This window comes from Pseudomonas tohonis (assembly GCF_012767755.2).
GTDB lineage: Bacteria > Pseudomonadota > Gammaproteobacteria > Pseudomonadales > Pseudomonadaceae > Metapseudomonas > Metapseudomonas tohonis.
This window is the reverse complement of record NZ_AP023189.1, coordinates 3,917,716-3,939,441: the sequence shown is the minus strand read 5'-3', so window position 1 is coordinate 3,939,441 and position 21,726 is coordinate 3,917,716. Positions and strand designations below refer to the sequence as shown.

Genomic DNA, 21,726 nt, shown 5'->3' with positions numbered 1-21,726 from the left:
CGTCAGGGGTCAGTCGTGGGCGGGGCGCGTCGCCTCCAGCACCACGGCGGCGATGCGGTCGGCGCGGGCGTAGGCCGGGTTGTCCAGTTCCTCGCCGAACACGTCCGGGTCCATTTCCCGGTAGCGCCAGGTCCAGGCGTGGCCATCGAGCAGCGGCTGGAAGGCATCGCGGAAGGGGTCGGCACCGTCGAACATCGCCACGCCGGTGTAGAGCAGCAGGGAGCCGCCGGGGGCGAGGCGTTGCAAGGCGGCCTCGATGATCGCCAGGGACAGGCCGGCGCCGTGTTCGCCACCGCCGTGGCGGTAGGCGCGGCCGGCCGGGTCGAGCATGTAGGGCGGGTTGGCGATGATCAGGTCGAGCGGCCCCTCCACCTGGTGCAGCAGGTCGCTGTGGCGCGGGATCAGGTTGGCCGCGCCGGCGAGCCGCGCGTTGACGGCGGTGAAGGCCAGCGCGCGGTCGTTGATGTCCAGGGCCAGCACCTGGGCCCGCGGCCTGGCAAGGGCCGCGAGCACGGCGCCCGGGCCGGCGCCACAGCCGATGTCGGCGATGCGCCGCAGTGGGCGTGCGTCGCGGGCCAGGTGCTGGTGCAGCGCCTGGGCGAAGCGGTAGGTGTCGGGGCCGAAGAACACCGCATCGGCGTCCACGGTGGGGTAGCGCGAGTGCACGAAGAGCTGGCCGTCGAGGCTGGACCAGCGGATGCGGCTCGACCACAGCTCGCCTTGTGCCTCGACTGCGCAGGCTTCGCGCAGCAGGGCGAACACCTCCTCGCCGACCACCTCCTGGCGGAAGGGGCGGCTCCAGCCGAAGACGTCCTCCAGGGTGCGTGCCTCGGCGTTGCCCGGCCGCGCGTTGACCCGCTGGTGGGAGAGCGGGGTGAGGGTGGTGAAGCGGTAGCCGCGAGCGGCCAGCAGGCGGCCCAGGCGCAGCAGCGGGTGGTCGGCCGCGATGTCGAGGTGATCCAGGGGGGCAGGCACGGCGTGCTCCTCAGCGGGTCATGGCGGAGAACAGGCGGGTGGCCAGCAGCCCGGCCGGGGTCCAGTGGCTGGCCGGGCCCAGCAGCTCGATCAGCCGCGCCTCGTGGCGGGCGTCGTCGAGTTGCTGCAGCTCGTCCAGCAAGTGGCGCTGTTCCGAGTTCTCCAGGGGTTGCAGCGAGGGTCGCTGGTGCTCCTGGCTGGGCATGTGCGGCTGCCGGTGGCGGCTGCGGAACACGCCGTTGCGCGACAGCGGCGCGGTGCCGGGGCGCTCCCAGGTGCCGGCGATCCAGTCGTGCAGCAATTGCTGCTCGTAGGCGGAGAACACGCCGAACATCGCGGCGCGCTCGCCCTGCACCAGTTGCCAGAAGCGGCTTTCGGCCGGGTCCTGGTGGCGGCGTATCCAGCCGCGACGTTGCAGGGCGGCGAGAAAGCCGGCGATGCCCTCGTCGGCGGCCAGCCACTGGTTCACCGTGCGCCCTTCGATGCGGCAGTAGTCGGAGTGCACCTGCCCGGCGACCCCGCGCTTGCGTTCGAACATCTCCAGCAGCTCGCGCTCCAGGTCGAAGTCGGCGATCACCGCGCGGGAGCCCTTGCCCAGGTCGTTGAGGCGATAACCGAGGGTGACGCGGCGATAGAAGTCCTCCGCGTCGGCCACCTGCGGACGGTTGTCCAGCACCGCCTGCACGGCCTTGTGTGCATGGCCCGTGGCGCTGTTGTCGATGGTGACGTGGAGCTGGAAGTAGTAGGGATCGATGTCCAGCTCGTCGAGTTCGAAGGCGCTGATCAGCAGGTGCAGCGGCAGCTGTTCGTAGCCCAGGTTGTAGCCGATCACCTCCGGCAGGAACTCTTCCGCCAGCGCCCCGAGCGCCAGCTGGGTGGTGCCCTGCAGGTAGTGCTCGTCGTCCAGCCCGGCGAGGTCGTCGCAGCCCTGACTGGCCAGCAGGCGGCGGTACAGCAGCACGTGGTTCTGCGCGGCGACGCCATCGCCCAGCTCTTCGAGGAAGGTACGCACCAGCGGCGTGAAGCGGGTGTCGCGCCAGTGGCGCAGGGTGCCGTGGAGCCAGGCACCGTCCACCAGCTTGGTGGGGGCGACGCCGCGAAGGAAATACAGCGCGTGGGAGCGGTCGCCGAAGTAGCGGCGGCCCGCGCCATGGCGGCGCTCCTCCAGGTAGGTGGCGTACTGGTGGGTGACCTCGGCCGCGTTGCGGCGTGACCAGGCCGAAAGGTCCTCGGGCGAGGCCGGCAGGTCGCAGGGCAGGGCGGCCGCCTGGCGCAGTTGCTCCTGTAAAAAGGCACGGGCTTCGTCCAGGTTCTGCGCCGGCCGCTGCAGCAACTCCTGGTAAAGGTGCTGGGCAGGGCCGAGCGGGGCCATCGGCAGGGGCACATCGGCCTGCGTGGTATCGACGGGGCTGAGGACGGACATCGGCAGTATCTCCAGGACGGGCATGACTTCGCGAAGCGGGCGCATCGCTGCTCTCGTGCGGGCGCTTGCGCACCTCTTGGTTGTGAGGGGCGTGCGGCGGAAAAGATTCCGACTTAATTCGCCTGGCGAAACGACTGGAACCGGGCGGGCGCTGCGGGCGTCCTCATGGGGTGCATACCTGACGGAGAAGGCTCGATGACTAACGGTCCGCCCAGTGGTTTCGGGATAGAAGAGGAGTATTTCGTCGTCGACCTGGAGACGCGCGAGTTGGCCCGGGGCCCGTTGCAGCACTACGTCGAGGCCTGCCGGCAGGCGCTCGGCGCGCAACTGGCCACGGAAATGTTCACCACCCAGATCGAGATCGCCACGCCGGTGCTGCACGGCCTGGAGGAGGCGCGCGGTTGCCTGGCCCGGGCACGCGCCACCCTCGACGAGCTGGGCCGCCCCCATGGGCTGGGCATCCTCGCGGTCGGCACCCATCCGCTGGGTGGCTGGCGCCAGCAGCAGGGCAGCGCCTCGCCCCGCTACCAGGAACTGTTCGAGGACTACCAGCTGGTGGCCAGGCGCAGCCTGCTGTCGGGGCTGCACGTGCACGTGGGCATCGCCGAGGGGCTGGACCGCATCCGCGTGATGAACCGCGTGACGCCCTGGCTGCCGTTGCTGCTGGTGCTCGGTGCCTCCTCGCCGTTCTGGGAGGGGCGTCCTTCCGGGCTGCTCAGCTACCGCCAGGCGGCCTGCGGGGAATGGCCGCGCATGGGCATTCCCGAGCATTTCGAGGACGAGGCCGCCTACGGCGCCTACCGGCGGCTGCTGCTGGAGGCCGGGCTGGTTCGTGACGAGGCCGACGTCTGGTGGACGCTGCGGCCCTCGGCCCGCTACCCGACCCTGGAGCTGCGCATCGCCGATGCCTGCCCGAGGCTCGAAGACGTGCTGTGCATCGCCGGCCTGTTCCGCGCCATGGTGGCCTTCGCCTCCAGCGGCGAAGAACCGGCCTGGGTGCGCGACCCGCTCACCCGGCTGATCACCCGCGAGAACCATTGGCAGGCCATGCGTCATGGCCGTCACGGCCGCTTCCTCGATCCACTCACCCGTACCTCGACCGGCCTGCGTGAATGGCTGGAACAGGTGCTCGGGCTCATCGGCCCCGAGGCGCAGGCGGCCGGTGATGGCGCGGCGCTGGAGCGGGCACGCTGGCTGGCAGAGGCGGGCAGTGGGGCGGAGTTCCAGCTCGGCTTCCAGGCGCGACGATGCGCCGAGGGACGGGGCGAGCGCGAGGCGCTGGTGGACCTGGTGGATGAGTTGCTGCAACAGACGAGGGCGGGCTGAATGCGGCCCGGGCTCCGCCTGAGCGGAGCCTGGGCCCGTACTACGGATTACGAGCTACGACCACCGCCGTGGCTCTTCTGGCCGCCCTTGCGGCCCGCCTCGGAAGCGCGCTCGCGGTCGTTGGCGAAATTGCCGCCGCTGTTCTGCCCGCCTTTGCGGCCGGCTTCGGAGGCTTTTTCACGGTCGTTGCTGAAGTTGCCAGGGTTCTTGTTGCTCATGGTTCTACTCCTTAGGTGGCAGGCCGGGGTTGGCCTTACCTGAGTTCTGAGCGGGGCCGGCGGAAATTGTTCGACTCGCTTCGCGCTTCGCTAACCCACTGATCGACAAGCGGTTTTTCTGATGGCTGGGCGATGGCGCGGTGATGTGCGGAGGATGTCGCGAGCGTCCGGGACGGGTCGATTTCCTGAACCTGCAGGCGGATGGGCCTTCCAACCGGGTATGTGGATGGCACGGCGTTGCCTCCGACAGCTCATCGATCCACGACGGAGGACCCTCTCATGTCAGAACCCTTTTCCTACTTCTGGATCGCCATGGCGGCGATCCTGATCCTGCTGGACCTGTGGGCCATCATCAGCGTCTTCCGCAGCGACAAGACCGTGGGCACCAAGGCCCTGTGGGCGCTGGGCATCTCGATCTTCCCCATACTCGGCCTGGTCTACTGGGGCATCGCCGGGCCTCGCGGCGTGGTCAGCGGCCCCTCGTCGCCGGAGCACAGCAAGTAGCCGGAATTCCACCCGCTCGGCGATGAGCCGAGCCGGGTGTGTCACCTTCACCTCCTTATCCACCCCGGGCACTCCACTTGGCCCGCGGTGGATTTTTTTTGGTGGCGTCCGTGCTGGCAATCAGCGCATCCGCATCCAGCTCGGCTCGTCGCTCAACGCGGGGTGATCGTGGGCGGCGAGGAACACCGGCAGGTCACGCCGGGCGATCCACAGGTCGCCCTGCCACTTGAGCACGTTCACCTGCTGGCTGGTCCAGGTCATGCGGGCGCGTAGCGGGGTGGCATCCGGGTCGCGGTGGCGGTCGTGCAGGGTTACTCCTGGGCATATCAAGGAGCTGCCGCCATTCGCTGTCAAACGCATGGGCTCTGTCTGCGTTGGCTGTTGGGAACGTGATGCGCAGCCTCGGTCACGGTGCCTTTCGGGCATTGATCGCGCCCCGTCACGCCCACCGCGTGGGTTTCGCTTCGCTCTACGCCGCCCTGCGCAAGCCACTGCGCCCCGAGCGTGATCCCTCCGGTGCCCACCGTCGGTCGCTGCGTTGCCGGCCCGGGTGTCATCGACCTGAACGAGTTGGGCCCATCCGGTTCCCATCTGATGCAAGCCCCATCCCGGCCTGCCTCTTCCCGCCGAGCAGTGCGCTCACCTTCGTCAAGGCGCCGGTGCCGGTTGGAACCGCCTGGGGTGGCAGGGCCGATCAGTCCTTCGCCGGTGCGTACCGCAGTCTTCGCTCGCGTCCTTCCCGATCCTTCCTGTTACCGAATCGCGCGTCCGTGCTTTGGCTGGCGCGCTTCACCCACAGCGCAATGCTGAGGAGAAGACCATGAACCGCTATCACATCCTGCCCGTCATCAACGGGTGGGTCCTGCGGGAAGAACGAAGTGGCAGCACCATCGTCACCACCGAAACCCGGGAGCAGATCCTGGCCCTGGCCGGCAAGCTGCTGGATGGCCATGCGGCCCGCGTATGGGTCCATCGCCCGGATGGAACCGTCGAGCAGGAGCTGGCCTATCCGCAGGACAAGGTCGGGGACCCGGCCTGATATCGCCTTCCCATCAGAATTACCGTTTATCCATCAATGGCTTAGCGAAGCGGAAATCAGTGCGAACTGTTCGCGACAGGCTCCATCAGAACTCATGAAGGCCAATTCCGGCCGTTCACAGAAGGAGACATTCCATGACTTCCAACAAGAACCCCGGCAACTTCGCCAACGACCGCGAGAAAGCATCCGAAGCGGGCCGCAAGGGTGGCCAGAACAGCGGTGGCAATTTTGCCAACGACCGCGAGAAGGCTTCCGAGGCCGGTCGCAAGGGTGGTCAGCACAGCCATGGTGGCCGTAGCTGATGCAGCAGAGGGGGCCCGCTGCGGCGGGTCCTCGCTTCATCGGGATGGAGCAGGTTCCATGCACGGACAACCGAGCGCACTGGATATCCAGATGACCCTGCAGGGCCGCTTGCCGGGCTGCGAGGTCAGCGTGGCGTTCGAGGGTGACGACCGCTTCGCCCTGCACATCCTCAACGGTGCGACCGGCGAAGCCTTCTCGGTCCCCGGGTTACCCCTCGCCGAGTACGGCAGCCGTCGGCGCCTGGCGAAGCTGGGCAAGCAGATTTTCGAAGACATGGTGCTGCTCAAGGCCGGCGTCCCCATCGGGCGTATCCATCGGCAGGGCACCGCCATCGCGTCCACGTCCGACCCGCGCGTCCCGCCGGGCAGCGCCCCCGCCCGCCAGGGTTGATCACCCCGCGCCTCGTCGAGGCGTCACCTTTCCTTTCCGACCAGTTGCGCCACGCGCTCGGCCAGTTCCGCGCGGCGGAAGGGCTTGGCCAGTACCTCGATGCCCTCCATCTGCGCAGGGGTGAGGTTCGAGTAGCCGGTGATGACCAGCACCGGCAGCGCAGGGGCACGCTGGCGCAGGTCTTCCACCAGCTGTGCGCCGGTACGGCCCGGCATCAGGTGGTCGGTGACCAGGATGTCCGGCTCCAGGCCGTCGTCGAGCAGGCGCAGCGCGGTGCTGGCCGAGTCGGCCTCGGTGACCCGGTAGCCCAGGTCGCGCAACTGCAGGGCGGTGGTATGGCGGACCATTTCCTCATCGTCCACCAGCAGCACATGGGTCGGCCGGGGCGCCTGGGGTTCGTCCACGGGAGCGGCTTCCTCGTCCTCCGCCCGGGTGTGGCTGAGCGGCAACCAGATGGTCACCCGCGTGCCGTTGCCCGGCGTCGAGTCGATGCCGATGCCGCCACCCGACTGCGCCGCCAGGCCCTGGACCATGGACAGGCCGAGGCCCGTGCCCTTGCCCACGCCCTTGGTGGAGAAGAAGGGTTCCAGGCAGCGCCCGAGCACGTCCGCGCTCATGCCGCTGCCGTTGTCCTCCACGCTCAGGCTCACGTACTGCCCGGCGGGCACGCCGCTCACCTGGCCCTCGGCGAGGTCGTCCCGGGTGGCGCTGATCACCAGCCGGCCACGGCCGTTCATGGCGTCGCGGGCGTTGACGGCGAGGTTGAGGATGGCGAGTTCGAGCTGGTGCGGGTCGACCGTCACCGCCGGCAGCCGCTCGGGGATGTCCAGCGCCACGTCGATCATCGGCCCCAGCGAGCGCTCCAGCAGGTCGCGCATGTCTTCGACCAGCGTGCGCAGGGCCACCGCCTGGGGCTTGAGGGTCTGCCGGCGGGCGAAGGTCAGCAGCCGCCCGACCAGGATGCGCGCGCGGTCCGCCGCCTGCAGCGCGCCGTCGATGAGGCTGCGGCTGCGGTCGTCGTCTAGGCGCCGGCGGATCAGCTCCAGCGAGGCCATGATCGGCGTCAGCAGGTTGTTGAAGTCGTGGGCGATGCCGCCGGTGAGCTGGCCGATGGTTTCCATCTTGCGGGCTTCGTGCAGCTGCGCCAGCGCCGCTTCACGCTGCGCGACCATGGCGGCGACACGCGCCTCCAGGCCCTCGTTCAGTTCCCGCAACTGGGTTTCGGCATGCACGCGCGAACTGATGTCCATGCACACGCAGAGCATGCCGTTGACGCGGCCGTGCTCGTCCACCAGCGGGGTGATCTGGCTGTGCACCCAGGCGGGCCGGCCGTCGGGGCGCCGGTAGCGCTCGGTCAGCTCGACCGGCGAGCCGGCCTCCAGGGCGCGCTGGTGGAGGATCGACGAGGGGCCGTTGGGGTGGGTGATGTCCTGCTGGCGCAAGCCGAGCAGGGCCTCGCGTGGCCGGCCGACGATCTGGCAGTAGCGGTCGTTGACGCGGGTGAAGTTCCAGTTGCGGTCGTACACGGCGATGCCCGCGCTGGCCTGGTCGAACATCGCCGACAGCTGTGCCGAACTGGCATGCAGGGCGCGTTCGGCGCGCAGGTGGTTGATCAGCACCCAGGCCAGCTTGGCGGCTTCCTCGACCAGCCGTTGCTCGGGTTCCGAGAAGGCGTGGGGGCGGTCGTGGTGGATCGCCAGCACGGCTTCCAACTGGCCGTGGCGCATCACCGGCACATGCAGCGTGGCGGCCAGGCCCAGCTCCAGGGCCAGCGCCGTTTCGCCGGACGCGAGGCCGGTTTCCTGGCGGATGTCCTCACGCGCGACGCTGTCGCCCGCCTGCAGGGCGGCCAGCAGCGAGGCGCCGAAATTGCGGTAGCGGTGGTGGCCGGCCGCGGAGCGCGCGCCGTTCAGGTATTCCTGGCGCACGCTGAAGGTCTGGCCGTCGCTGTTGTCCTCGCCGAACAGCACCCGGGTCGCGCCCAGTTCTTCGCCGAGCCGGCGCGCCGTGGTGGCGGCGATCTGCTCCGGGTCGCTGATGGAAGGCAGCGTCTGGCCGAGTTCGAGAAGAAAGGCCTGGCGCCGCTCGAAGCGCACGCGCTCGGTGGTCTCGCTGACGATGCACAGCACGCCGCCCACCGAGCCGTCGGCCTCGCGCACCGCCGAATAGGACACGTCGAAATACACCGTCTCGCCCAGGCCGTGGCGCTCGATGTAGAAGGGGCGGTCCTTGGCCGCGAAGGTCTCGCCGGTCTCCAGCACGCCGCGCAGCAGGGGGCCGAGGTCGTCCCACAGCTCGCTCCAGTTTTCCCGCGCCGGTCGCCCCAGTGCACGTGGGTGCTTGGCGCCGATGCTCGGTGCATAGGCGTCGTTGTACAGCGCCACGAACTCGGGCCCCCAGAACAGCACGATCTGCGCCTGGGCAGGCAGCACCATGGCCATCAGCGTCTTCAGGGCGGCCGACCATTCCTGCGGCGGGCCGAGGAAGGCCGGGTCGAAGTCGCCGGCCTGCAGCCGGGCGCCGATGTCGCCTCCGTTGTGCAGGAAGCCGAGGGCAGCGGGTGGGGTGTCGTTGCGGTCGGTGTCGTGGGGCGATTCCATGGTTCGGGTCATGTTCTGCGCGTGTGCGGTCAACAACTATGAGCGGCAAAGCGGCCAGGGCGTTCCGTTCGCGTGGCACGGTACCGCGCGCCGGTATGAAGAAAGCAGCCGCTTCGGCCGGCGGCAAGGCGAGGGGCGGGATACCTCGACTGGTCTACTCTTTTTTCTCTCCAGCCAAAGGACGAGACCGATGGAAGACATTCGCCACACCGCCGTGAACGATGCCCTCTGGGTGGCCCTCGAGGCCGTGCTGGCCGCCGCCCTGGACGCGGGGCTGGACCGCGAGCAGCTGCTCCGCGCGGCCAAGCGCGAGGCCGCCACCGGGTTGAGCGCCAATGCCGTGCAGGCACCGGAGTTCATCGAACTGGCGGTGCTGCGCCGGCATATCGGCCCGAAGATCTGAGCGCAGCCTTCTTTCAGTGGCGGGTGGGGGTGGTGTCGCGCTTGCGTTGCTGCTTGATGCGGTACATCTCGCGGTCCGCGCGGCGGATGGCCTCTTCGGCATCGATGCCGTTCGGCAACAACGCCACCACGCCCGCGCTGGCACCGGCGTAGTCGAGCCGCTCCTGCTCCCCGCCCATGTCGTAGTGGCCGAGGGTCGCCTTGGCCAGGCGCTGCTGCAGGTGCTCGGCGGCGCGGAGCATCTCGCTCGCCAGGTCCAGTTGCTCGGAACGCGGGCCCAGGGCGACGACGACGAACTCGTCGCCCCCGGTGCGGCCCAGCATGTCGCTGGTGCGCAGGCTGCCCTGGAGGTTCCTGGCCACCTGGGCGAGGAACAGGTCCCCCGCCTGGTGGCCGTGGGTGTCGTTGATCGACTTGAAGCCGTCGAGGTCGACCACGCCCACCAGCAGGTAGCGCTCCTCGCGCTGGGCCAGCGCCAGCAGGCGCGGGATCTCGGCGAGGATGGCCCGGCGGTTCCACAGCCCGGTCAGCGCGTCGGTCAGGGCCAGCCTGGCGAGCTCCGCGTTGCTGTTCTGCAACTGCTCGACGAGCATTTCCCGCTCCAGGGAAATGCTCAGCAGCCCGGACAGCAGCATCAGCGTCGGCTGTACTTCCGGGGCATGCTCGATCTGGTTGGAGCTGGCGGCGCAGATGGTCCCCAGGAGACGGCCGTCGCGCGCTCGCAGCGGCGCGCTGGCATAGGTGCGGATGCCCAGCGCCCTGGCCGCGTCCGAATCCCCCCAGCACTCGGACACGTCGTTCGAGAAGAGGCGGTTCTCGGTCAGCGCTCGCTTGCAGAGGGTGTCGTCCCAGGGCACTGAAAGCCCCTCGGGTATCTCCATCTCCCCGGTATTGCGGGCGAACTCCACACGCTGGGTGCCGGCGTCGAGGTCGATGGTGGTGAGGTAGGTCGATTCCATGCCGGTGACGCGGCTGAGCAGCGTCAGCAACGGACGGGTCAATTGCTCGACCGTCTTGGCTTCTGGAACGGTTTCAGAAAGAAGAGACAGTAGGTTTTCCATGCTGAACTTCACTGGCGCATGACGGCGAGAATTGTTGCTCAACCTCCTTCCCGGTGAGTAGCTCCGTGATGTCGCGGTCTTCGATTATGCAGATTAGTCGACTTTTTCCGCGGCTTCGCTTGGCTGCGACCAACGACAGAACCCGGCCTCGCGGGGGGCTTCGTACCTCAACCCAACCTACGGATCACTCCGGTTCCTGCCGATGCCTCGGCCACCCGTGCGCCTCTTATATCCATATGCGAATCGGTTATTTATTTATCGGATTAATGGTTATTTAGGCTATATGCGATCAACCAGGCGGTGCCGCTGAAAGCGCCGTCCCTGACGCATTCCTTCCGTTGCCTGCCGAGATCTCCATGACCGCTTCGATAGCCGCCCGCCCTGATGCCTTGGCCAGTGCCCTGGTCAGCGCCCGGGCACTGGGCAAGTCGTTCGGCGCCAGCCCCGTGCTCCAGGGCATCGACCTCGACCTGTTTCCCGGGGAAGTGGTGGCGCTGCTGGGGGCCAACGGTGCCGGCAAGTCGACCCTGGTCAAGGTGCTCGCCGGCAGCCATGGCCACGACGCCGGCGAGTTGCGGGTGCAGGGCAGGGCGGTGCGCTTCGCCTCCCCCCAGGCGGCGCGCCGTGCCGGGATCGTCGCCGTACACCAGCACGTGGACGATGCGGTGGTGCCGGGCCTCAGCGTGGCGGAGAACCTGGTGCTGGACGAACTCTGCCAGCCCGGCAACGGCGTCTGGGCCGGGCGGGGGCGGTTGCGTGAGCGCGCCGCGCACATCGCCGCCGGGCTCGATCTGCACCTGCCGCTGGATGCGTCCATCGAATCGCTGGGCACCGCCGAGCGGCAACTGGTGGTGCTGGCCCGCGCCCTGGCGCTGGAGCCGCGCCTGCTGATCCTCGACGAGCCCACCGCATCGCTGTCGGCCAGCGAGGCCGAGCGCCTGTTCGCATTGATCGACAGCCTGCGCCAGCGCGGCGTGGCGATCCTCTACATCTCCCATCGCCTGTCCGACCTGCAGCGCATCGCCGACCGCGCCATCGTCCTGCGCGATGGGCGTCTGGCCGGCGAGTTCGCCGCGCCGCTGGACCTTGCCGCCGCCGTGGTGGCGATGCTCGGCTCGGCCCTGGCGGCGGTCACGCTGGAGCGCCACGCCCCCGGCCGCGAGGTGCTGGCGGTGCGCGGATGCCGGCTCGATGCGCGCGGCGCGCCCTTCGACCTCAGCCTGCACGAGGGCGAGGTGGTGGCGCTCACCGGCCTGCTCGGTGCCGGCAAGAGCGAGATCGCCGAGCTGCTGTTCGGCCTGCGCCGCGCCGCTGCCGGGCGCATCACCCTCGACGGCCGGCCCTGGGCGCCGGCCTCGCCACGCCAGGCCATCGCCGGGGGCGTGTTCATGGCCACCGAGGACCGCACGCGCGGTTCCCTGGTGCCGGGCTTCTCCCTGGCGCGCACCCTGACCTTGCCGTTTCTCGCGCGCTTCAGCCGCGCCGGGTTCATCGACCGCCGCGCCGAACGCGACGCGGTGCAAGCCCAGGTGCAGGCGCTGGGCATCAAGTGCGCGGGCATCGAGGTGCCCATGGACACCCTCTCCGGCGGCAACCAGCAGAAGGTGGTGCTGGCCCGCTGGCTGCTCGGCGAGGGCCGTGTGCTGATCCTCGACGAGCCTTTCCAGGGCGTGGACATCCGCGCCCGCCGCGAGATCGGTGCGCGCATCCGCGCCAGCGCCGCCGGCCGCGCCACCCTGGTGATCTGCACCGACCCCGACGAGGCGCTGGAGATCGCCGACCGCATCCTGGTGGTACGCGATGGCGCCGTGGTCGGTGGCCACGCCAACGACGGCCTGCAACGCGCCGACCTGGTGGCGCAGCTGGCCGGCGTCCCCGCGCACCCCCTTTCCGACTACCCGCATCGCCAAGGAGCCGCGCGTGCCTGAATCCTCTTCGCCCTCGACCTTCACCCCGCCCCTGGGGGCGACGCTGCTGCGCCTGGCCATCCACTACGGCCTGTTGCTGGTGCTGGGGCTGATCCTGGTGCTGTTCGCCGTGCTGGAGCCGGCGTTCCTGCGGGTGGGCAACCTGTTCATCATCCTGCAGTCGGTGTCCATCGTCGCGCTGCTGGCCCTGGGCGTGACCCTGACCATGGCGGTGGGCGGGCTGGACCTGTCCATCGGCGCGGTGGCCGCCATGAGCCTGATGTGCGCCAGCTACGTGATGGTGGTGCTCGGCTGGGGGCCGCTGCCGGCGGTGGCCATCAGCCTGGCCTGCGGCGCGCTGGTGGGGCTGCTCAACGGCTTTCTCATCGTGCGCCTGGGCGTGCCGGACATCCTCGCCACCCTCGGCAGCATGTTCCTGGTCATCGGCCTGCAACTGATCCCCACCGGCGGCCGCTCCATCGCTGTCGGCATGACCCTGCCCAACGGCGACGAGGCCGCAGGCAGCTTCAGCGCCGCCTTCCTCGCCCTCGGCCGCGCGCGGCTGTGGGACACGGTGCCGGTGCCCGTGGTCGTAATGCTGGTGGTGGCGCTGCTGGTGTGGGCATTCCTCGAACGCACGCGCTTCGGCCGGGTGTTCTACGCCATCGGCGGCAACGAGCGGGCGGCGCGCCTGGCCGGTGCCCCGGTGGAGCGCTACAAGCTGCTGGCCTACGTGCTCTCCGCCTCCCTGGCCTCACTCGGCGGGCTGCTGCTGGCGGCGCGCCTGGGGCGTGGCGACGTCAGCTCCGGCAACGGCCTGGTGCTCGACGCCCTGGGCGCCGCACTGATCGGCTTCGCCGTGCTCGGCGCGCGCAAGCCCAACGCCTTCGGCACCCTGGTCGGCGCCTTGCTGGTGGCGACCCTGCTCAACGGCCTGACCATGCTCAACGCGCCTTACTACGCCCAGGACTTCGTCAAGGGCGCGGTGCTGGTGCTGGCGCTGATGTTCACCTTCGGCCTCGCCCAACGCGCGCGCTGAACCCTCTTCAGAAAAAGGAACCCGACATGCCTGCATTGATCAACCGCGCCCTGCGTCGCCTCGCGGCCGGCGCCCTGGCCCTGTCCCTCGCCTCCGGCGCCAGCGCCGCCGGCATCGACGGTGCCCCGGCCCCCTTCGACAAGGGCGGCGTACGCATCGCCCTGGTCGGCTACCTGTTCTCCGGCGACTTCCCCGAGGCCTACCTGCGCGGCGTGGAGAAGCAGTCCAGGGCCCTGGGCGTCGACCTGCGCCTGTTCGATGCCCGCCAGCGGGCAGCGACCCAGCGCGAGCAGCTGGAGCAGGCGATCGACCTGGGCGTGGACGGCATCATCGTCCAGCTCGGCCTGGCGGAAACCCTCAAGGACACCGTCGACAAGGCCGTGGCCAAGGGCATCAAGGTGGTGGCCTTCGACGTCGAGCTGGGCAACCCCGGCGTGACCCAGATCGAGCAGGACCACCACGCCCTGGCGCAACTGGCCCTGGACCAGGCGCTGAAGGACAACGGCAACGCCTTCCAGGCCGGCTACGTGTTCATCGGCGGCTTCACGCCCATGGAGCGTCGCGACGAGATCTGGCGCCAGGTCAAGGCGGCCAACCCGGGCATCGTCGAGAAGGCCCGCTTCGGCACCCTCAACCCGCCCATCGCCAACTCGGTGGCGGACCAGGCCAGCGCCGTGCTGCGCGCCAACCCCGGCCTGCAGGTGATCTTCGCGCCCTTCGACGAGTTCGCCAAAGGCGCCAAGATCGCTGTCGACGAAGCCGGCCTGGGCGAGCAGGTGAAGATCTACAGCGCCGACATCTCCACCGCCGACATCCAGATCATGAAGGAGCCGGGCAGCGCCTGGGCCGCCACCGCCGCGGTGAACCCGGAAGTGGCCGGCGCCATCAGCGTGCGCACCCTGGCCCAGCGCATCGCCGGGGAAGAGACCGGCCCCCGCGTGCAGGTGCCCGCCACCCTGATTACCCGCCAGCAGCTGCTGGACCTGGATGTGAAGAACGTGCGCGACCTGGCGCAGAAGCTGCCGGCCTTCGGCGAGTCGGCCAGCGTCGCCCGCTCGCCGTGGATTCCCCTGGCCGACTGAGGCGAGCGCCATGCACGACAAGGCATCGCGGTTGCGCAAGGCGAGGGCGGTGAAGAACGACCCGGCCCACGGCACGCGCCTGCCGCCGGGGCAGGTGCTCACCGAGCGCTTCCCCATCCTTCACGAGGGCGAGGTGCCCAGGTACGCGTTGGCCGACTGGTCGCTGCGCCTGCACGGCGCGCTGTCCAGGCCCCTGGAGCTGCGCTTCGACGACCTGTTGCAGCTGCCGCAGCGTGAGGTGCGCTGCGACATCCACTGCGTCACCCGCTGGTCGAAGTTCGACACCCGCTGGCGCGGCGTGCACCTGGGCGACCTGCTGCAGGCCCACGGCATCGAGCCGCAGGGCGCCTTCGTCATGGCCCACGCCGACACGGACTACCAGACCAACCTCGCCCTGGCCGACCTGCTACATCCCGACAGCCTGCTGGCGCTGGCCTACGACGACCAGCCGCTGACGCCCCAGCACGGCTGGCCGCTGCGCCTGCTGGTGGCCGGGCGCTACTTCTGGAAGAGCGCCAAGTGGCTGCGCGCCCTGGAGTTCACCACCGAGGAGGCGCCGGGCTTCTGGGAGCGCAATGGCTTCCACCTGCACGCCGACCCCTTCCTCGAACAGCGCTTCTCCGGCGAGGCGCTGGACATCCCCGAGGACGAGTGGCAACGCAAGGCCTATGACTGAGCGGGGAAGGGCGGGGGCGTTCTGTGGGAGCGGCAACCGGCAGCGGAGTCAAACCCACCCCCGCATGGTGGACCGGTGAAGCGTGGTCCACCCTACAACCGGCAATACGTCGTGCTCCGGGGCCAGAGCCTGGCGTAGGGTGGAGGTCGCTTTTTACCTCCACCAGCGAAGGTGGGCTCAACTTCCAGTCCCCCTTATTGAAACGTGCTCTTGCGCGCCCAAGAAACTTGCCAAGCAAAGTTCCATTAATTGCCAGGTTCAATAACCAGGAACTGAACTTGAACTGTATTTTCAGTGCTGCTCCAGCAACATCTATTGCTGCTGTAGTAGCAACTTTATTTATTCCGCTTATAAGCCGGCTGTGCGATATAACCTAAGTGTTATTCGTTATTTTGCCCGTCCGTCGGGCTCGTCTAGGATCGGCCCCCAGGACACCCCATCAGGCATGGATGCCGCCCAAGAACGAGATACCAGGCCACCTCGCAAAGAGGCAGGACCCGGTCGGCACTGCCCCCGTTGCACGACGAATCAGAACGTGCCGCCGCTGTTAGGCGGGCGCTTCCGTTCAACTTCGCGATGGCAACTTGAAGACCATTTAAAACAGCATCCATCTGTCGGGACGGCAACTTCCAGGGGTTGGCCAACTGCCCGTCAAAAGTGCGACCAAGGAGTAATTCGCATGCATCGCCGTTCCTTCCCCTTGTTGGGCGCCGCCGTGCTCACGGCATTGGCGCAAGCCCCCGCACACGCCCAGGAAGCCACCAGCAGCGCCGACGATTCGACCCGCCTCGGCACCGTGCTGGTCACCGGCACCCGCGCCAAGAACCGCACCGTGCTCGATTCGCCCGTGCCGGTGGACGTGCTCACCGCCGAGGACCTGAAGTCCACCGGCGCGGTCAACGGCGAACTGGGCCAGGCCCTGCAGACGCTGCTGCCGTCCTTCAGCCTGCCGCGCCAGTCCAACTCCGGTGGCGCCGACCACGTGCGTGCCGCCCAGCTGCGCGGCATGAGCCCGGACCAGGTGCTGGTGCTGGTCAACGGCAAGCGCCGCCACACCTCGGCGCTGGTCAACGATTCCTCGAAGATCGGCCGTGGCACCGCCCCGGTGGACTTCAACTCCATCCCCATCAGCGCGGTGAAGCGCATCGAAGTGCTGCGTGACGGCGCCGGCGCCCAGTACGGCTCCGATGCCATCGCCGGGGTGATCAACATCATCCTCGACGACGCCCCCGAAGGCGGCGAGGTCTCCACCACCTACGGCGCCTACCACACCCACCAGAGCGCCATCCACGAGACCACCACCGACGGCCAGAACAGCGCCACCACGGCCAAGATCGGCACGCGCCTGGGTGAGGACGGCTTCATCCGCGGCGGCGCCGAATACAAGGACCGCAACCCCACCAACCGCGCCGGCTTCGACGGCTTCGCCGACACCCCCGGCCAGCGCAACTACGTGATGGGCGACGGCGACGCCCGCGACATCAACACCTGGTTCAACGGCAAGCTGGCCCTGGGTGACATCGAGGCCTACACCTTCGGCACCTACAACCACCGCACCACCACCGGTGCCGAATTCTACCGCTACCCCAGCGAGCAGCCGGCGTTCTACCCCAACGGCTTCCTGCCGCAGTCCCTCGGCACCAACCAGGACCTGTCCCTCACCGGCGGCTTCAAGGGCCTGATCGGCGAAGACTGGGACTACGATGCCAGCCTCACCCACGGCCGAAACCTGTTCGAATCCGCCACCAAGCGCACCCTCAACGCCTCCCTCGGCGCCGCCTCACCGACCCGCTTCGACACCGGCGAGTACGAGCTGCGCCAGACCGTAGGCAACCTCGACTTCACCCGCGAGCTGAGCCTGCTGGGCACGTCCTTCGCCCTGGCCCTGGGCGGCGAGTACCGCTACGAGAACTACCTGACCCGCGCCGGCGACGAGGCCTCCTACGTGGGCACCGGCGCCGACGGTGCCAGCGGCCTGCGCCCCAGCGAGGAAGTGGACCTGGACCGCAACGTGTTCGGCACCTACGCCGAGCTCTCGGGCGACCTCACCGACCGCCTGTTCGTCGATGCCGCCACCCGCTGGGAGCGCTACGACGACGCCGGCAGCAAGCTCACCGGCAAGCTCAGCGGCCGTTACCGCCTGACCGATGCCGTGGCCCTGCGTGGTGCCGTGTCCAACAACTTCCGCGCGCCGTCCCTGGCCCAGGTGGGCTTCCAGCACACCACCAGCAACTTCGGCACCGGCGGCACCCTCACCGACATCCGCGTGCTCTCGGTCAATGACCCCATCGCCCGTGCCCTGGGGGCCGAGGACCTGGACCCGGAGACCTCGAAGAACTTCAGCATCGGCCTCACCGCCCAGCTGAGCGAGCGCTTCGACCTGTCGTTCGACGTGTTCCGCATCGACGTGAAGGACCGCATCACCCTGTCCCAGCGCATCGGCAGCGACGCCCTGGAGCAGTACGTGCTGGACAACTTCGGCGTGGCCGGGGTGCACGACGTCAACTTCTTCACCAACGCCGCCGACACCCGCACCGATGGTGCCGAGCTGGTGCTCAACTACCACCAGCCCTTCGCCGACGGCCAACTGGGCGTGACCACCGCCTACACCTACAACCACACCAAGGTCACCGCCACCAAGGGCACGCCGTCGCAGCTCGCCGCCCTGGGCATCGGCAACGACGCGCTGGTGGGCGTGGAGGAGCGCAACACCCTCACTGACGCCGCACCGCGTGATCGCTTCGTCCTTTCCACCACCTGGAGCAACGCCAACTGGAGCCTGCTGGGCCGCCTCACCCGCCAGGGCGAGACCACCCGCGTGTTCGACTTCGGCACCTCGCAGCCGGAGCAGACCTACGACGCCGTGTGGCAGCTCGATGCCGAGGTGCAATACAAGTTCACCCCGCAGTTCAGCGTCGCCCTGGGCGGCAACAACCTCACCGACCAGTACCCGGAGCGCTCCAGCTCGGAGATCAACTACGGCGGCAACCTGCCGTACGACGTGCTCTCGCCGGTCGGCTCCAACGGCGCGTACTACTACGCCCGCGCCACCTACGGCTTCTGACCGAGCCGGCCGCCCACCCGGGCGGCCAGGCCCCTGCCGGAGGCGGGCATGAGCGACACCCCAAGCGCCGGGCCACGGCGTCACCTCGGCGTGCTGCAGGCGCTGCTGGTGACCCTGGGCATGGTGATCACCACCGATATCCTCAAGACCGCGCCCACCGTGGCGCTCAACGTCGGCGCCGAGCACTTCTACCTGGTGTGGGTGCTCGGCGGCCTGCTGTCCATGGTCGGCGCGCTGTGCTTCGCCGAAATGGCCACGGCCTTTCCCCACCCCGGCGGCGACTACCACTTCCTCCACCGCGCCTACGGCGAGCGGGTGGGCTTCCTCTTCGCCTGGTCGCGCTTCGCCGTGCTGCACACCGGCTGGATCGCGCTCTCGGCCTTTCTCTTCGCCGACTACTTCACCGCCGTGCTGCCCCTCGGGCACCACGGCGCAGGGCTGTTCGCCGGGGCGCTGATCGTCGCCCTGGTGCTGGTCAACCTGCTCGGCGTGCGGGTCGGCTTCCTCACCCAGACGCTGCTGGTGAGCCTGCTCACCCTGGGCTTCCTGACCATCGTCTCCGGCGGCGCCTGGCTGGCCTGGCAGGGCGTCGCGGTGCCGCCGCCGAGCAATCCGCTGCCGCCGGAAAGCGGCGGGGTGGCGGGCTTCTCGGCGGCGATGATCTTCGTCTTCCTCGCCTTTGGCGGCTGGAGCGACGCGGCCACGCTGTCGGCGGAGATCCGTGACGGTCGGCGCGGCCTCTTCATCGCCATGCTCGGCGCGCTGCTGCTCCTGCTGGGCATCTACCTGGCGCTGAACTGGGCCTTCATCCAGGGCCTGGGGTTCGATGGCCTGGCGGCCAGCGGCGCACCGGCGGTGGAGCTGCTGGGCCGCGCCTTCGGCGCACCGGGTGTCGGTGTGATCCTGCTGGTGGTGGGTGTTTCCGCCGTGGCCAGCATCAACTCCACGCTGATGGTCGGTGCCCGCACCACCTACGCCGCTGCCCGCGATGTGCCCTCGCTGCACCGCCTCGGCCACTGGGACGACAGCCACGGCGTGCCGCGCCGTGCACTGCTCGCCGAAGGCGGCGTGGCATTGTTACTGGTGGCCTTCGGCAGCTTCGCCGAGAGCGGCTTCAACGCCATGGTGGAATACATGACCCCGGTCTACTGGCTGTTCATGGCCCTCAGCAGCCTGGCGCTGATCATCCTCCGCCGTCGCCACCCCGAGGTGCCGAGGCCGGTGCGGGTGCCGCTCTATCCGCTGCTGCCGCTGCTGTTCTTCGCCCTGTGCCTGTACATGCTCTGGTCGAGCCTGGCCTATGTCGGCTATGGCGCCTTCGTCGGCGTCGCCGTGCTCGCCCTGGGCGCGCTGTTGCAGGGGCTGCTGGCCTGGCGCGGTGGTTCGGTGGCTGGCGAAGGCGAGGTGCTCTCATGACTGTCTGGAAATTGCTGCGCGGGCCGGTGGTGATCGCCCTGGTGGCGACCCTGGCCGGTGCCGCACTGCTGCTGGCAAGCCGCAGCCCGCTGGCCGGCGATGGCCACCCACGGGAGCACGCCATGCTGCGCACCGAGCTCTATTTCGGCGCCATCGAGCCTGCGGCGTGGGAGCGTTTCCTCGCCGAGGAGGTGACGCCGCGCTTCCCCGACGGCCTCAGCTGGTACGACGTCAATGGCCAGTGGCGCGGGCCCAGCGGCAAGCCGGAGAAGCTGCCCTCGCGCATCCTCCTGCTGATCCACGCCGACAACGCCGCCAACCGCGAGGCCCTGGCCGAGATCGGCGCGCTGTTCCTCGCCCGTCACGGCATGGCGGTGCTCAAGGTCTCCAGCCCCGTCACCGCCAGCGACCCCGACTGGACCGACGACCGCGTGAAGAACCGCCAGCTGGCGCCCTGAAGGCAAGGCATGGAGGTTGCCCGTGGGTAGGGCGGATGACGCTCTTTTCATCCACCAGGCGGAGTGACCGGCGAGTACGAACGGTGGGCCGATGAAGCGCGGTCCACCCTACGCCCGGCCTGGCGCCTGCGCGGGGAAATTCACCCGTCGATCAACTCACGCATGTACTGCGGCAAGGCGAACGCAGCCTGGTGCACCTCGGCGTTGTAGTAGCGGGTGCGCAGGCCGCTGGCTGCGAAGCGTTGCTGCAGGGTGGCGAGGTCGGTGGCGCGGGCGCGTTGGCTGTTGCTGGCCCAGCCGAAGCTCATGGCGCCGCCGATGTAGGTGGGCACCGCCGCGAGGAAGAAGCCCCAGTCGGCGAAGGTGGCCGCCAGGTGGCGCGCGGTGCCGCTCAGCTCGTCCGGCTGCAGGAAGGGTACGCCGTTCTGGGTGGCGAGCACGCCGTCGGCGTTCAGGCAGCGCTGGCAGTTGCGGTAGAAGTCGGCGCCGAACAGGCTGCTGGCGGGGCCGCCCGGGTCGGTGGAGTCGCTGATGATCACATCGAAGCGCTCCTCGGTGGTGGCGACGAAATCCAGGCCGTCGCCGATCACCAGGCGCAGGCGCGGGTCGTCCAACGCGCCGGCCGAATGCTGCGGCAGGTGCTCGCGGCACAGCGCGATCACCTCGGCGTCGATCTCCACCGCGACGATTTCCTCGATGCCGGCATGGCGCACGATCTCGCGCAGTATGCCGCCGTCCCCGACGCCGATCACCAGCACCCGGCGCACCGCGCCGTGGGCGAGGATCGGCACGTGGGCCAGTGTCTCGTGGTAGATGAATTCGTCGGCCTCGGTGGTCTGCACCACGCCGTCCAGGGCCATGACGCGGCCGAAGCGGGCGTTGCGGAAGATCACCAGGTGCTGCTGGTCGGTATGGCCTTCATGCAGCAGCTCGTCGATGCGCAGCTGCTGGCCGTAGCCCTCGTAGAGGGTTTCCCGGTAGTCGGCCATCAGAACGACACGTCCGCCGGTTGCGACAGGCGCAGCACCGAGAGGTCGCCGGTGATGCGTTTCCAGGCCAGGCGGATGGCTTCGATATCGGCGTCGTGGCGCGGGGTGTCCTCGTGGAGGATGACGATGACCTTGGTGCTCAGGCGCTCGGGCTGCGCCGCGCCCTTGTCGCGCCACTGGCCGTAGGCGTCATAGGCGGTGAAGCCGTCGGGGAAGCGCGCCGTCACCTCCTGGTCGATGAACTCGCGCCAGCGCGCCGGGCTGACGCTGCCCGGACCACCCTCCAGCGGGCCCACGGAGAAATACAGCTCGGTGCGCAGCCAATGCGCCTGCGCCGGCCGCGAGGCGTCGCCCTGCAGGGTGGAGCTGGTGGGGTTGGTGGTGTGGACCGACGCGGGCGGCGTCGCCGCGCATCCCGCCAGGGCCAGGAGGAGGGCGGGGAACAACAGGCGAGGGGACATGCGGGAATCCTTGTGCGAGCACGCTTCCGGACGTGCGGGAGGGTTGGGACCCGCACTATAGAGCGCCGCTTTAATTCCCTGAAGGATGTAAAAATTAGATTGATAGATCGTTAGCGCATAATGGTTCGCTGTTACCGCCACGTGCCGCGCAGGGGCGATCGTACGGCGACTGCCGGGGCGTCTGCCGGGGCGACTGTAGGGGCGACTTCAGTCGCCAAGCAGCCCGCAGGGCTGCCCTCCCACGGTGTTCCCCGAGGCATTGCGGGTGCTCGCCGGCCACCCCGCTGGTGGATGAAAAGAGCGCCATCCACCCTACACACCGGTTGGCTCCGTGGCTCGGGTTGCGCACGTGCCGTAGGTCGGCGTCCGCCCTGTGGGAGCGGCTTCAGCCGC

19 protein-coding genes and 2 pseudogenes are annotated in these 21,726 nt (G+C 69.0%); 13 read left to right on the top strand and 8 right to left on the bottom strand.

Annotated elements, in window-relative coordinates; all coding sequences use genetic code 11:
• Window positions 1-9 precede the first annotated feature (9 nt).
• Window positions 10-975 carry a methyltransferase gene (locus HSX14_RS17790; protein ID WP_228723457.1) on the bottom strand — a complete coding sequence of 322 codons (966 nt, stop codon included), beginning with the start codon at window positions 973-975 and terminating at the stop codon, window positions 10-12.
• A 10-nt stretch (window positions 976-985) separates the two neighbouring features.
• On the bottom strand, window positions 986-2,398 hold the full coding sequence (locus HSX14_RS17785; protein ID WP_173177278.1) for an iron-containing redox enzyme family protein: 1,413 nt from the start codon (window positions 2,396-2,398) through the stop codon (window positions 986-988).
• Between the two features lie 195 nt (window positions 2,399-2,593).
• Here HSX14_RS17785 and HSX14_RS17780 point away from each other — a divergent pair, with 195 nt between their 5' ends.
• Window positions 2,594-3,724 (top strand): carboxylate-amine ligase, encoded by a 1,131-nt coding sequence (locus HSX14_RS17780; RefSeq protein WP_173177276.1) that lies wholly within the window; start codon window positions 2,594-2,596, stop codon window positions 3,722-3,724.
• A 47-nt stretch (window positions 3,725-3,771) separates the two neighbouring features.
• Here the strand turns inward: HSX14_RS17780 and HSX14_RS17775 are convergent.
• Window positions 3,772-3,927 (bottom strand): annotated as a pseudogene (locus HSX14_RS17775) (con-10 family general stress protein); the annotation flags it as partial.
• 294 nt (window positions 3,928-4,221) lie between these two features.
• On the opposite strand from HSX14_RS17775, the gene HSX14_RS17770 reads away from it, so the two are divergent.
• A complete protein-coding gene (locus tag HSX14_RS17770; protein WP_173177274.1) occupies window positions 4,222-4,446 on the top strand; it encodes a PLD nuclease N-terminal domain-containing protein in 225 nt (74 codons plus the stop codon).
• A gap of 120 nt (window positions 4,447-4,566) precedes the next feature.
• On the opposite strand, the gene HSX14_RS17765 is transcribed toward HSX14_RS17770, so the two are convergent.
• A complete protein-coding gene (locus HSX14_RS17765; protein ID WP_175384273.1) occupies window positions 4,567-4,806 on the bottom strand; it encodes a hypothetical protein in 240 nt (79 codons plus the stop codon).
• Between the two features lie 460 nt (window positions 4,807-5,266).
• Between HSX14_RS17765 and HSX14_RS17760 the strand changes: the two genes are divergently transcribed.
• From HSX14_RS17760 to HSX14_RS17750, 3 genes and pseudogenes are all read left to right on the top strand, one after another.
• The gene (locus HSX14_RS17760; RefSeq protein WP_173177272.1) at window positions 5,267-5,485 is read left to right on the top strand and encodes a DUF2188 domain-containing protein; all 219 of its coding nucleotides are present in this window, start codon (window positions 5,267-5,269) and stop codon (window positions 5,483-5,485) included.
• A 155-nt stretch (window positions 5,486-5,640) separates the two neighbouring features.
• A pseudogene (locus HSX14_RS17755) lies at window positions 5,641-5,787 on the top strand (con-10 family general stress protein); the annotation flags it as partial.
• A gap of 58 nt (window positions 5,788-5,845) precedes the next feature.
• The gene (locus tag HSX14_RS17750; protein ID WP_173177269.1) at window positions 5,846-6,178 is read left to right on the top strand and encodes a hypothetical protein; all 333 of its coding nucleotides are present in this window, start codon (window positions 5,846-5,848) and stop codon (window positions 6,176-6,178) included.
• A 23-nt stretch (window positions 6,179-6,201) separates the two neighbouring features.
• Here HSX14_RS17750 and HSX14_RS17745 read toward each other — a convergent pair whose 3' ends face one another.
• Entirely contained in the window at window positions 6,202-8,790 is a 2,589-nt protein-coding gene (locus tag HSX14_RS17745; protein ID WP_173177267.1) for a PAS domain-containing protein, read from the bottom strand.
• A gap of 178 nt (window positions 8,791-8,968) precedes the next feature.
• Here HSX14_RS17745 and HSX14_RS17740 point away from each other — a divergent pair, with 178 nt between their 5' ends.
• A complete protein-coding gene (locus tag HSX14_RS17740; RefSeq protein ID WP_111262531.1) occupies window positions 8,969-9,181 on the top strand; it encodes a hypothetical protein in 213 nt (70 codons plus the stop codon).
• A 13-nt stretch (window positions 9,182-9,194) separates the two neighbouring features.
• Here the strand turns inward: HSX14_RS17740 and HSX14_RS17735 are convergent, their stop codons facing one another.
• Window positions 9,195-10,241, bottom strand: coding sequence for a sensor domain-containing diguanylate cyclase (locus HSX14_RS17735; protein WP_173177258.1), 1,047 nt, complete (start codon window positions 10,239-10,241; stop codon window positions 9,195-9,197).
• 356 nt (window positions 10,242-10,597) lie between these two features.
• Between HSX14_RS17735 and HSX14_RS17730 the strand changes: the two genes are divergently transcribed.
• The 7 genes from HSX14_RS17730 to HSX14_RS17700 all read left to right on the top strand — a co-directional run bounded on the left by HSX14_RS17730 (window position 10,598) and on the right by HSX14_RS17700 (window position 19,883).
• Complete coding sequence (locus HSX14_RS17730) at window positions 10,598-12,169, top strand: sugar ABC transporter ATP-binding protein (protein ID WP_173177256.1); 1,572 nt, start codon at window positions 10,598-10,600, stop codon at window positions 12,167-12,169.
• Window positions 12,162-13,187, top strand: coding sequence for an ABC transporter permease (locus tag HSX14_RS17725; protein ID WP_173177254.1), 1,026 nt, complete (start codon window positions 12,162-12,164; stop codon window positions 13,185-13,187). The genes HSX14_RS17730 and HSX14_RS17725 overlap by 8 nt, the downstream gene beginning before the upstream one ends.
• Before the next feature lie 26 nt (window positions 13,188-13,213).
• Window positions 13,214-14,269: a substrate-binding domain-containing protein gene (locus HSX14_RS17720; protein ID WP_173177252.1), complete on the top strand. Its 1,056-nt coding sequence runs from the start codon at window positions 13,214-13,216 to the stop codon at window positions 14,267-14,269.
• A 10-nt stretch (window positions 14,270-14,279) separates the two neighbouring features.
• Window positions 14,280-14,945: a sulfite oxidase-like oxidoreductase gene (locus HSX14_RS17715; RefSeq protein WP_173177250.1), complete on the top strand. Its 666-nt coding sequence runs from the start codon at window positions 14,280-14,282 to the stop codon at window positions 14,943-14,945.
• 679 nt (window positions 14,946-15,624) lie between these two features.
• A complete protein-coding gene (locus HSX14_RS17710; protein WP_173177248.1) occupies window positions 15,625-18,009 on the top strand; it encodes a TonB-dependent receptor plug domain-containing protein in 2,385 nt (794 codons plus the stop codon).
• A 48-nt stretch (window positions 18,010-18,057) separates the two neighbouring features.
• Complete coding sequence (locus HSX14_RS17705) at window positions 18,058-19,425, top strand: APC family permease (protein ID WP_173177246.1); 1,368 nt, start codon at window positions 18,058-18,060, stop codon at window positions 19,423-19,425.
• The gene (locus HSX14_RS17700) at window positions 19,422-19,883 is read left to right on the top strand and encodes a DUF3574 domain-containing protein (RefSeq protein WP_173177244.1); all 462 of its coding nucleotides are present in this window, start codon (window positions 19,422-19,424) and stop codon (window positions 19,881-19,883) included. The genes HSX14_RS17705 and HSX14_RS17700 overlap by 4 nt, the downstream gene beginning before the upstream one ends.
• Before the next feature lie 140 nt (window positions 19,884-20,023).
• Here the strand turns inward: HSX14_RS17700 and speE are convergent, their stop codons facing one another.
• On the bottom strand, window positions 20,024-20,872 hold the full coding sequence (gene speE / locus HSX14_RS17695) for a polyamine aminopropyltransferase (protein WP_173177242.1): 849 nt from the start codon (window positions 20,870-20,872) through the stop codon (window positions 20,024-20,026).
• Window positions 20,872-21,333: a DUF3574 domain-containing protein gene (locus tag HSX14_RS17690; RefSeq protein WP_111262524.1), complete on the bottom strand. Its 462-nt coding sequence runs from the start codon at window positions 21,331-21,333 to the stop codon at window positions 20,872-20,874. The genes speE and HSX14_RS17690 overlap by 1 nt, the downstream gene beginning before the upstream one ends.
• Window positions 21,334-21,726 lie beyond the last annotated feature (393 nt).

What these genes read in the sequence shown, in the direction of transcription:
- HSX14_RS17760 (WP_173177272.1), top strand. Translation starts at nt 5,267, where the DNA reads ATGAACCGCTATCACATCCTGCCCGTCATCAACGGGTGGGTCCTGCGG.
- HSX14_RS17710 (WP_173177248.1), top strand. Translation starts at nt 15,625, where the DNA reads ATGCATCGCCGTTCCTTCCCCTTGTTGGGCGCCGCCGTGCTCACGGCA.
- HSX14_RS17745 (WP_173177267.1), bottom strand. Translation starts at nt 8,790, where the DNA reads ATGACCCGAACCATGGAATCGCCCCACGACACCGACCGCAACGACACC.
- HSX14_RS17705 (WP_173177246.1), top strand. Translation starts at nt 18,058, where the DNA reads ATGAGCGACACCCCAAGCGCCGGGCCACGGCGTCACCTCGGCGTGCTG.
- HSX14_RS17750 (WP_173177269.1), top strand. Translation starts at nt 5,846, where the DNA reads ATGCACGGACAACCGAGCGCACTGGATATCCAGATGACCCTGCAGGGC.
- HSX14_RS17690 (WP_111262524.1), bottom strand. Translation starts at nt 21,333, where the DNA reads ATGTCCCCTCGCCTGTTGTTCCCCGCCCTCCTCCTGGCCCTGGCGGGA.
- HSX14_RS17785 (WP_173177278.1), bottom strand. Translation starts at nt 2,398, where the DNA reads ATGTCCGTCCTCAGCCCCGTCGATACCACGCAGGCCGATGTGCCCCTG.
- HSX14_RS17730 (WP_173177256.1), top strand. Translation starts at nt 10,598, where the DNA reads ATGACCGCTTCGATAGCCGCCCGCCCTGATGCCTTGGCCAGTGCCCTG.
- HSX14_RS17700 (WP_173177244.1), top strand. Translation starts at nt 19,422, where the DNA reads ATGACTGTCTGGAAATTGCTGCGCGGGCCGGTGGTGATCGCCCTGGTG.
- HSX14_RS17740 (WP_111262531.1), top strand. Translation starts at nt 8,969, where the DNA reads ATGGAAGACATTCGCCACACCGCCGTGAACGATGCCCTCTGGGTGGCC.
- HSX14_RS17770 (WP_173177274.1), top strand. Translation starts at nt 4,222, where the DNA reads ATGTCAGAACCCTTTTCCTACTTCTGGATCGCCATGGCGGCGATCCTG.
- speE (WP_173177242.1), bottom strand. Translation starts at nt 20,872, where the DNA reads ATGGCCGACTACCGGGAAACCCTCTACGAGGGCTACGGCCAGCAGCTG.
- HSX14_RS17765 (WP_175384273.1), bottom strand. Translation starts at nt 4,806, where the DNA reads ATGCGTTTGACAGCGAATGGCGGCAGCTCCTTGATATGCCCAGGAGTA.
- HSX14_RS17735 (WP_173177258.1), bottom strand. Translation starts at nt 10,241, where the DNA reads ATGGAAAACCTACTGTCTCTTCTTTCTGAAACCGTTCCAGAAGCCAAG.
- HSX14_RS17780 (WP_173177276.1), top strand. Translation starts at nt 2,594, where the DNA reads ATGACTAACGGTCCGCCCAGTGGTTTCGGGATAGAAGAGGAGTATTTC.
- HSX14_RS17720 (WP_173177252.1), top strand. Translation starts at nt 13,214, where the DNA reads ATGCCTGCATTGATCAACCGCGCCCTGCGTCGCCTCGCGGCCGGCGCC.
- HSX14_RS17715 (WP_173177250.1), top strand. Translation starts at nt 14,280, where the DNA reads ATGCACGACAAGGCATCGCGGTTGCGCAAGGCGAGGGCGGTGAAGAAC.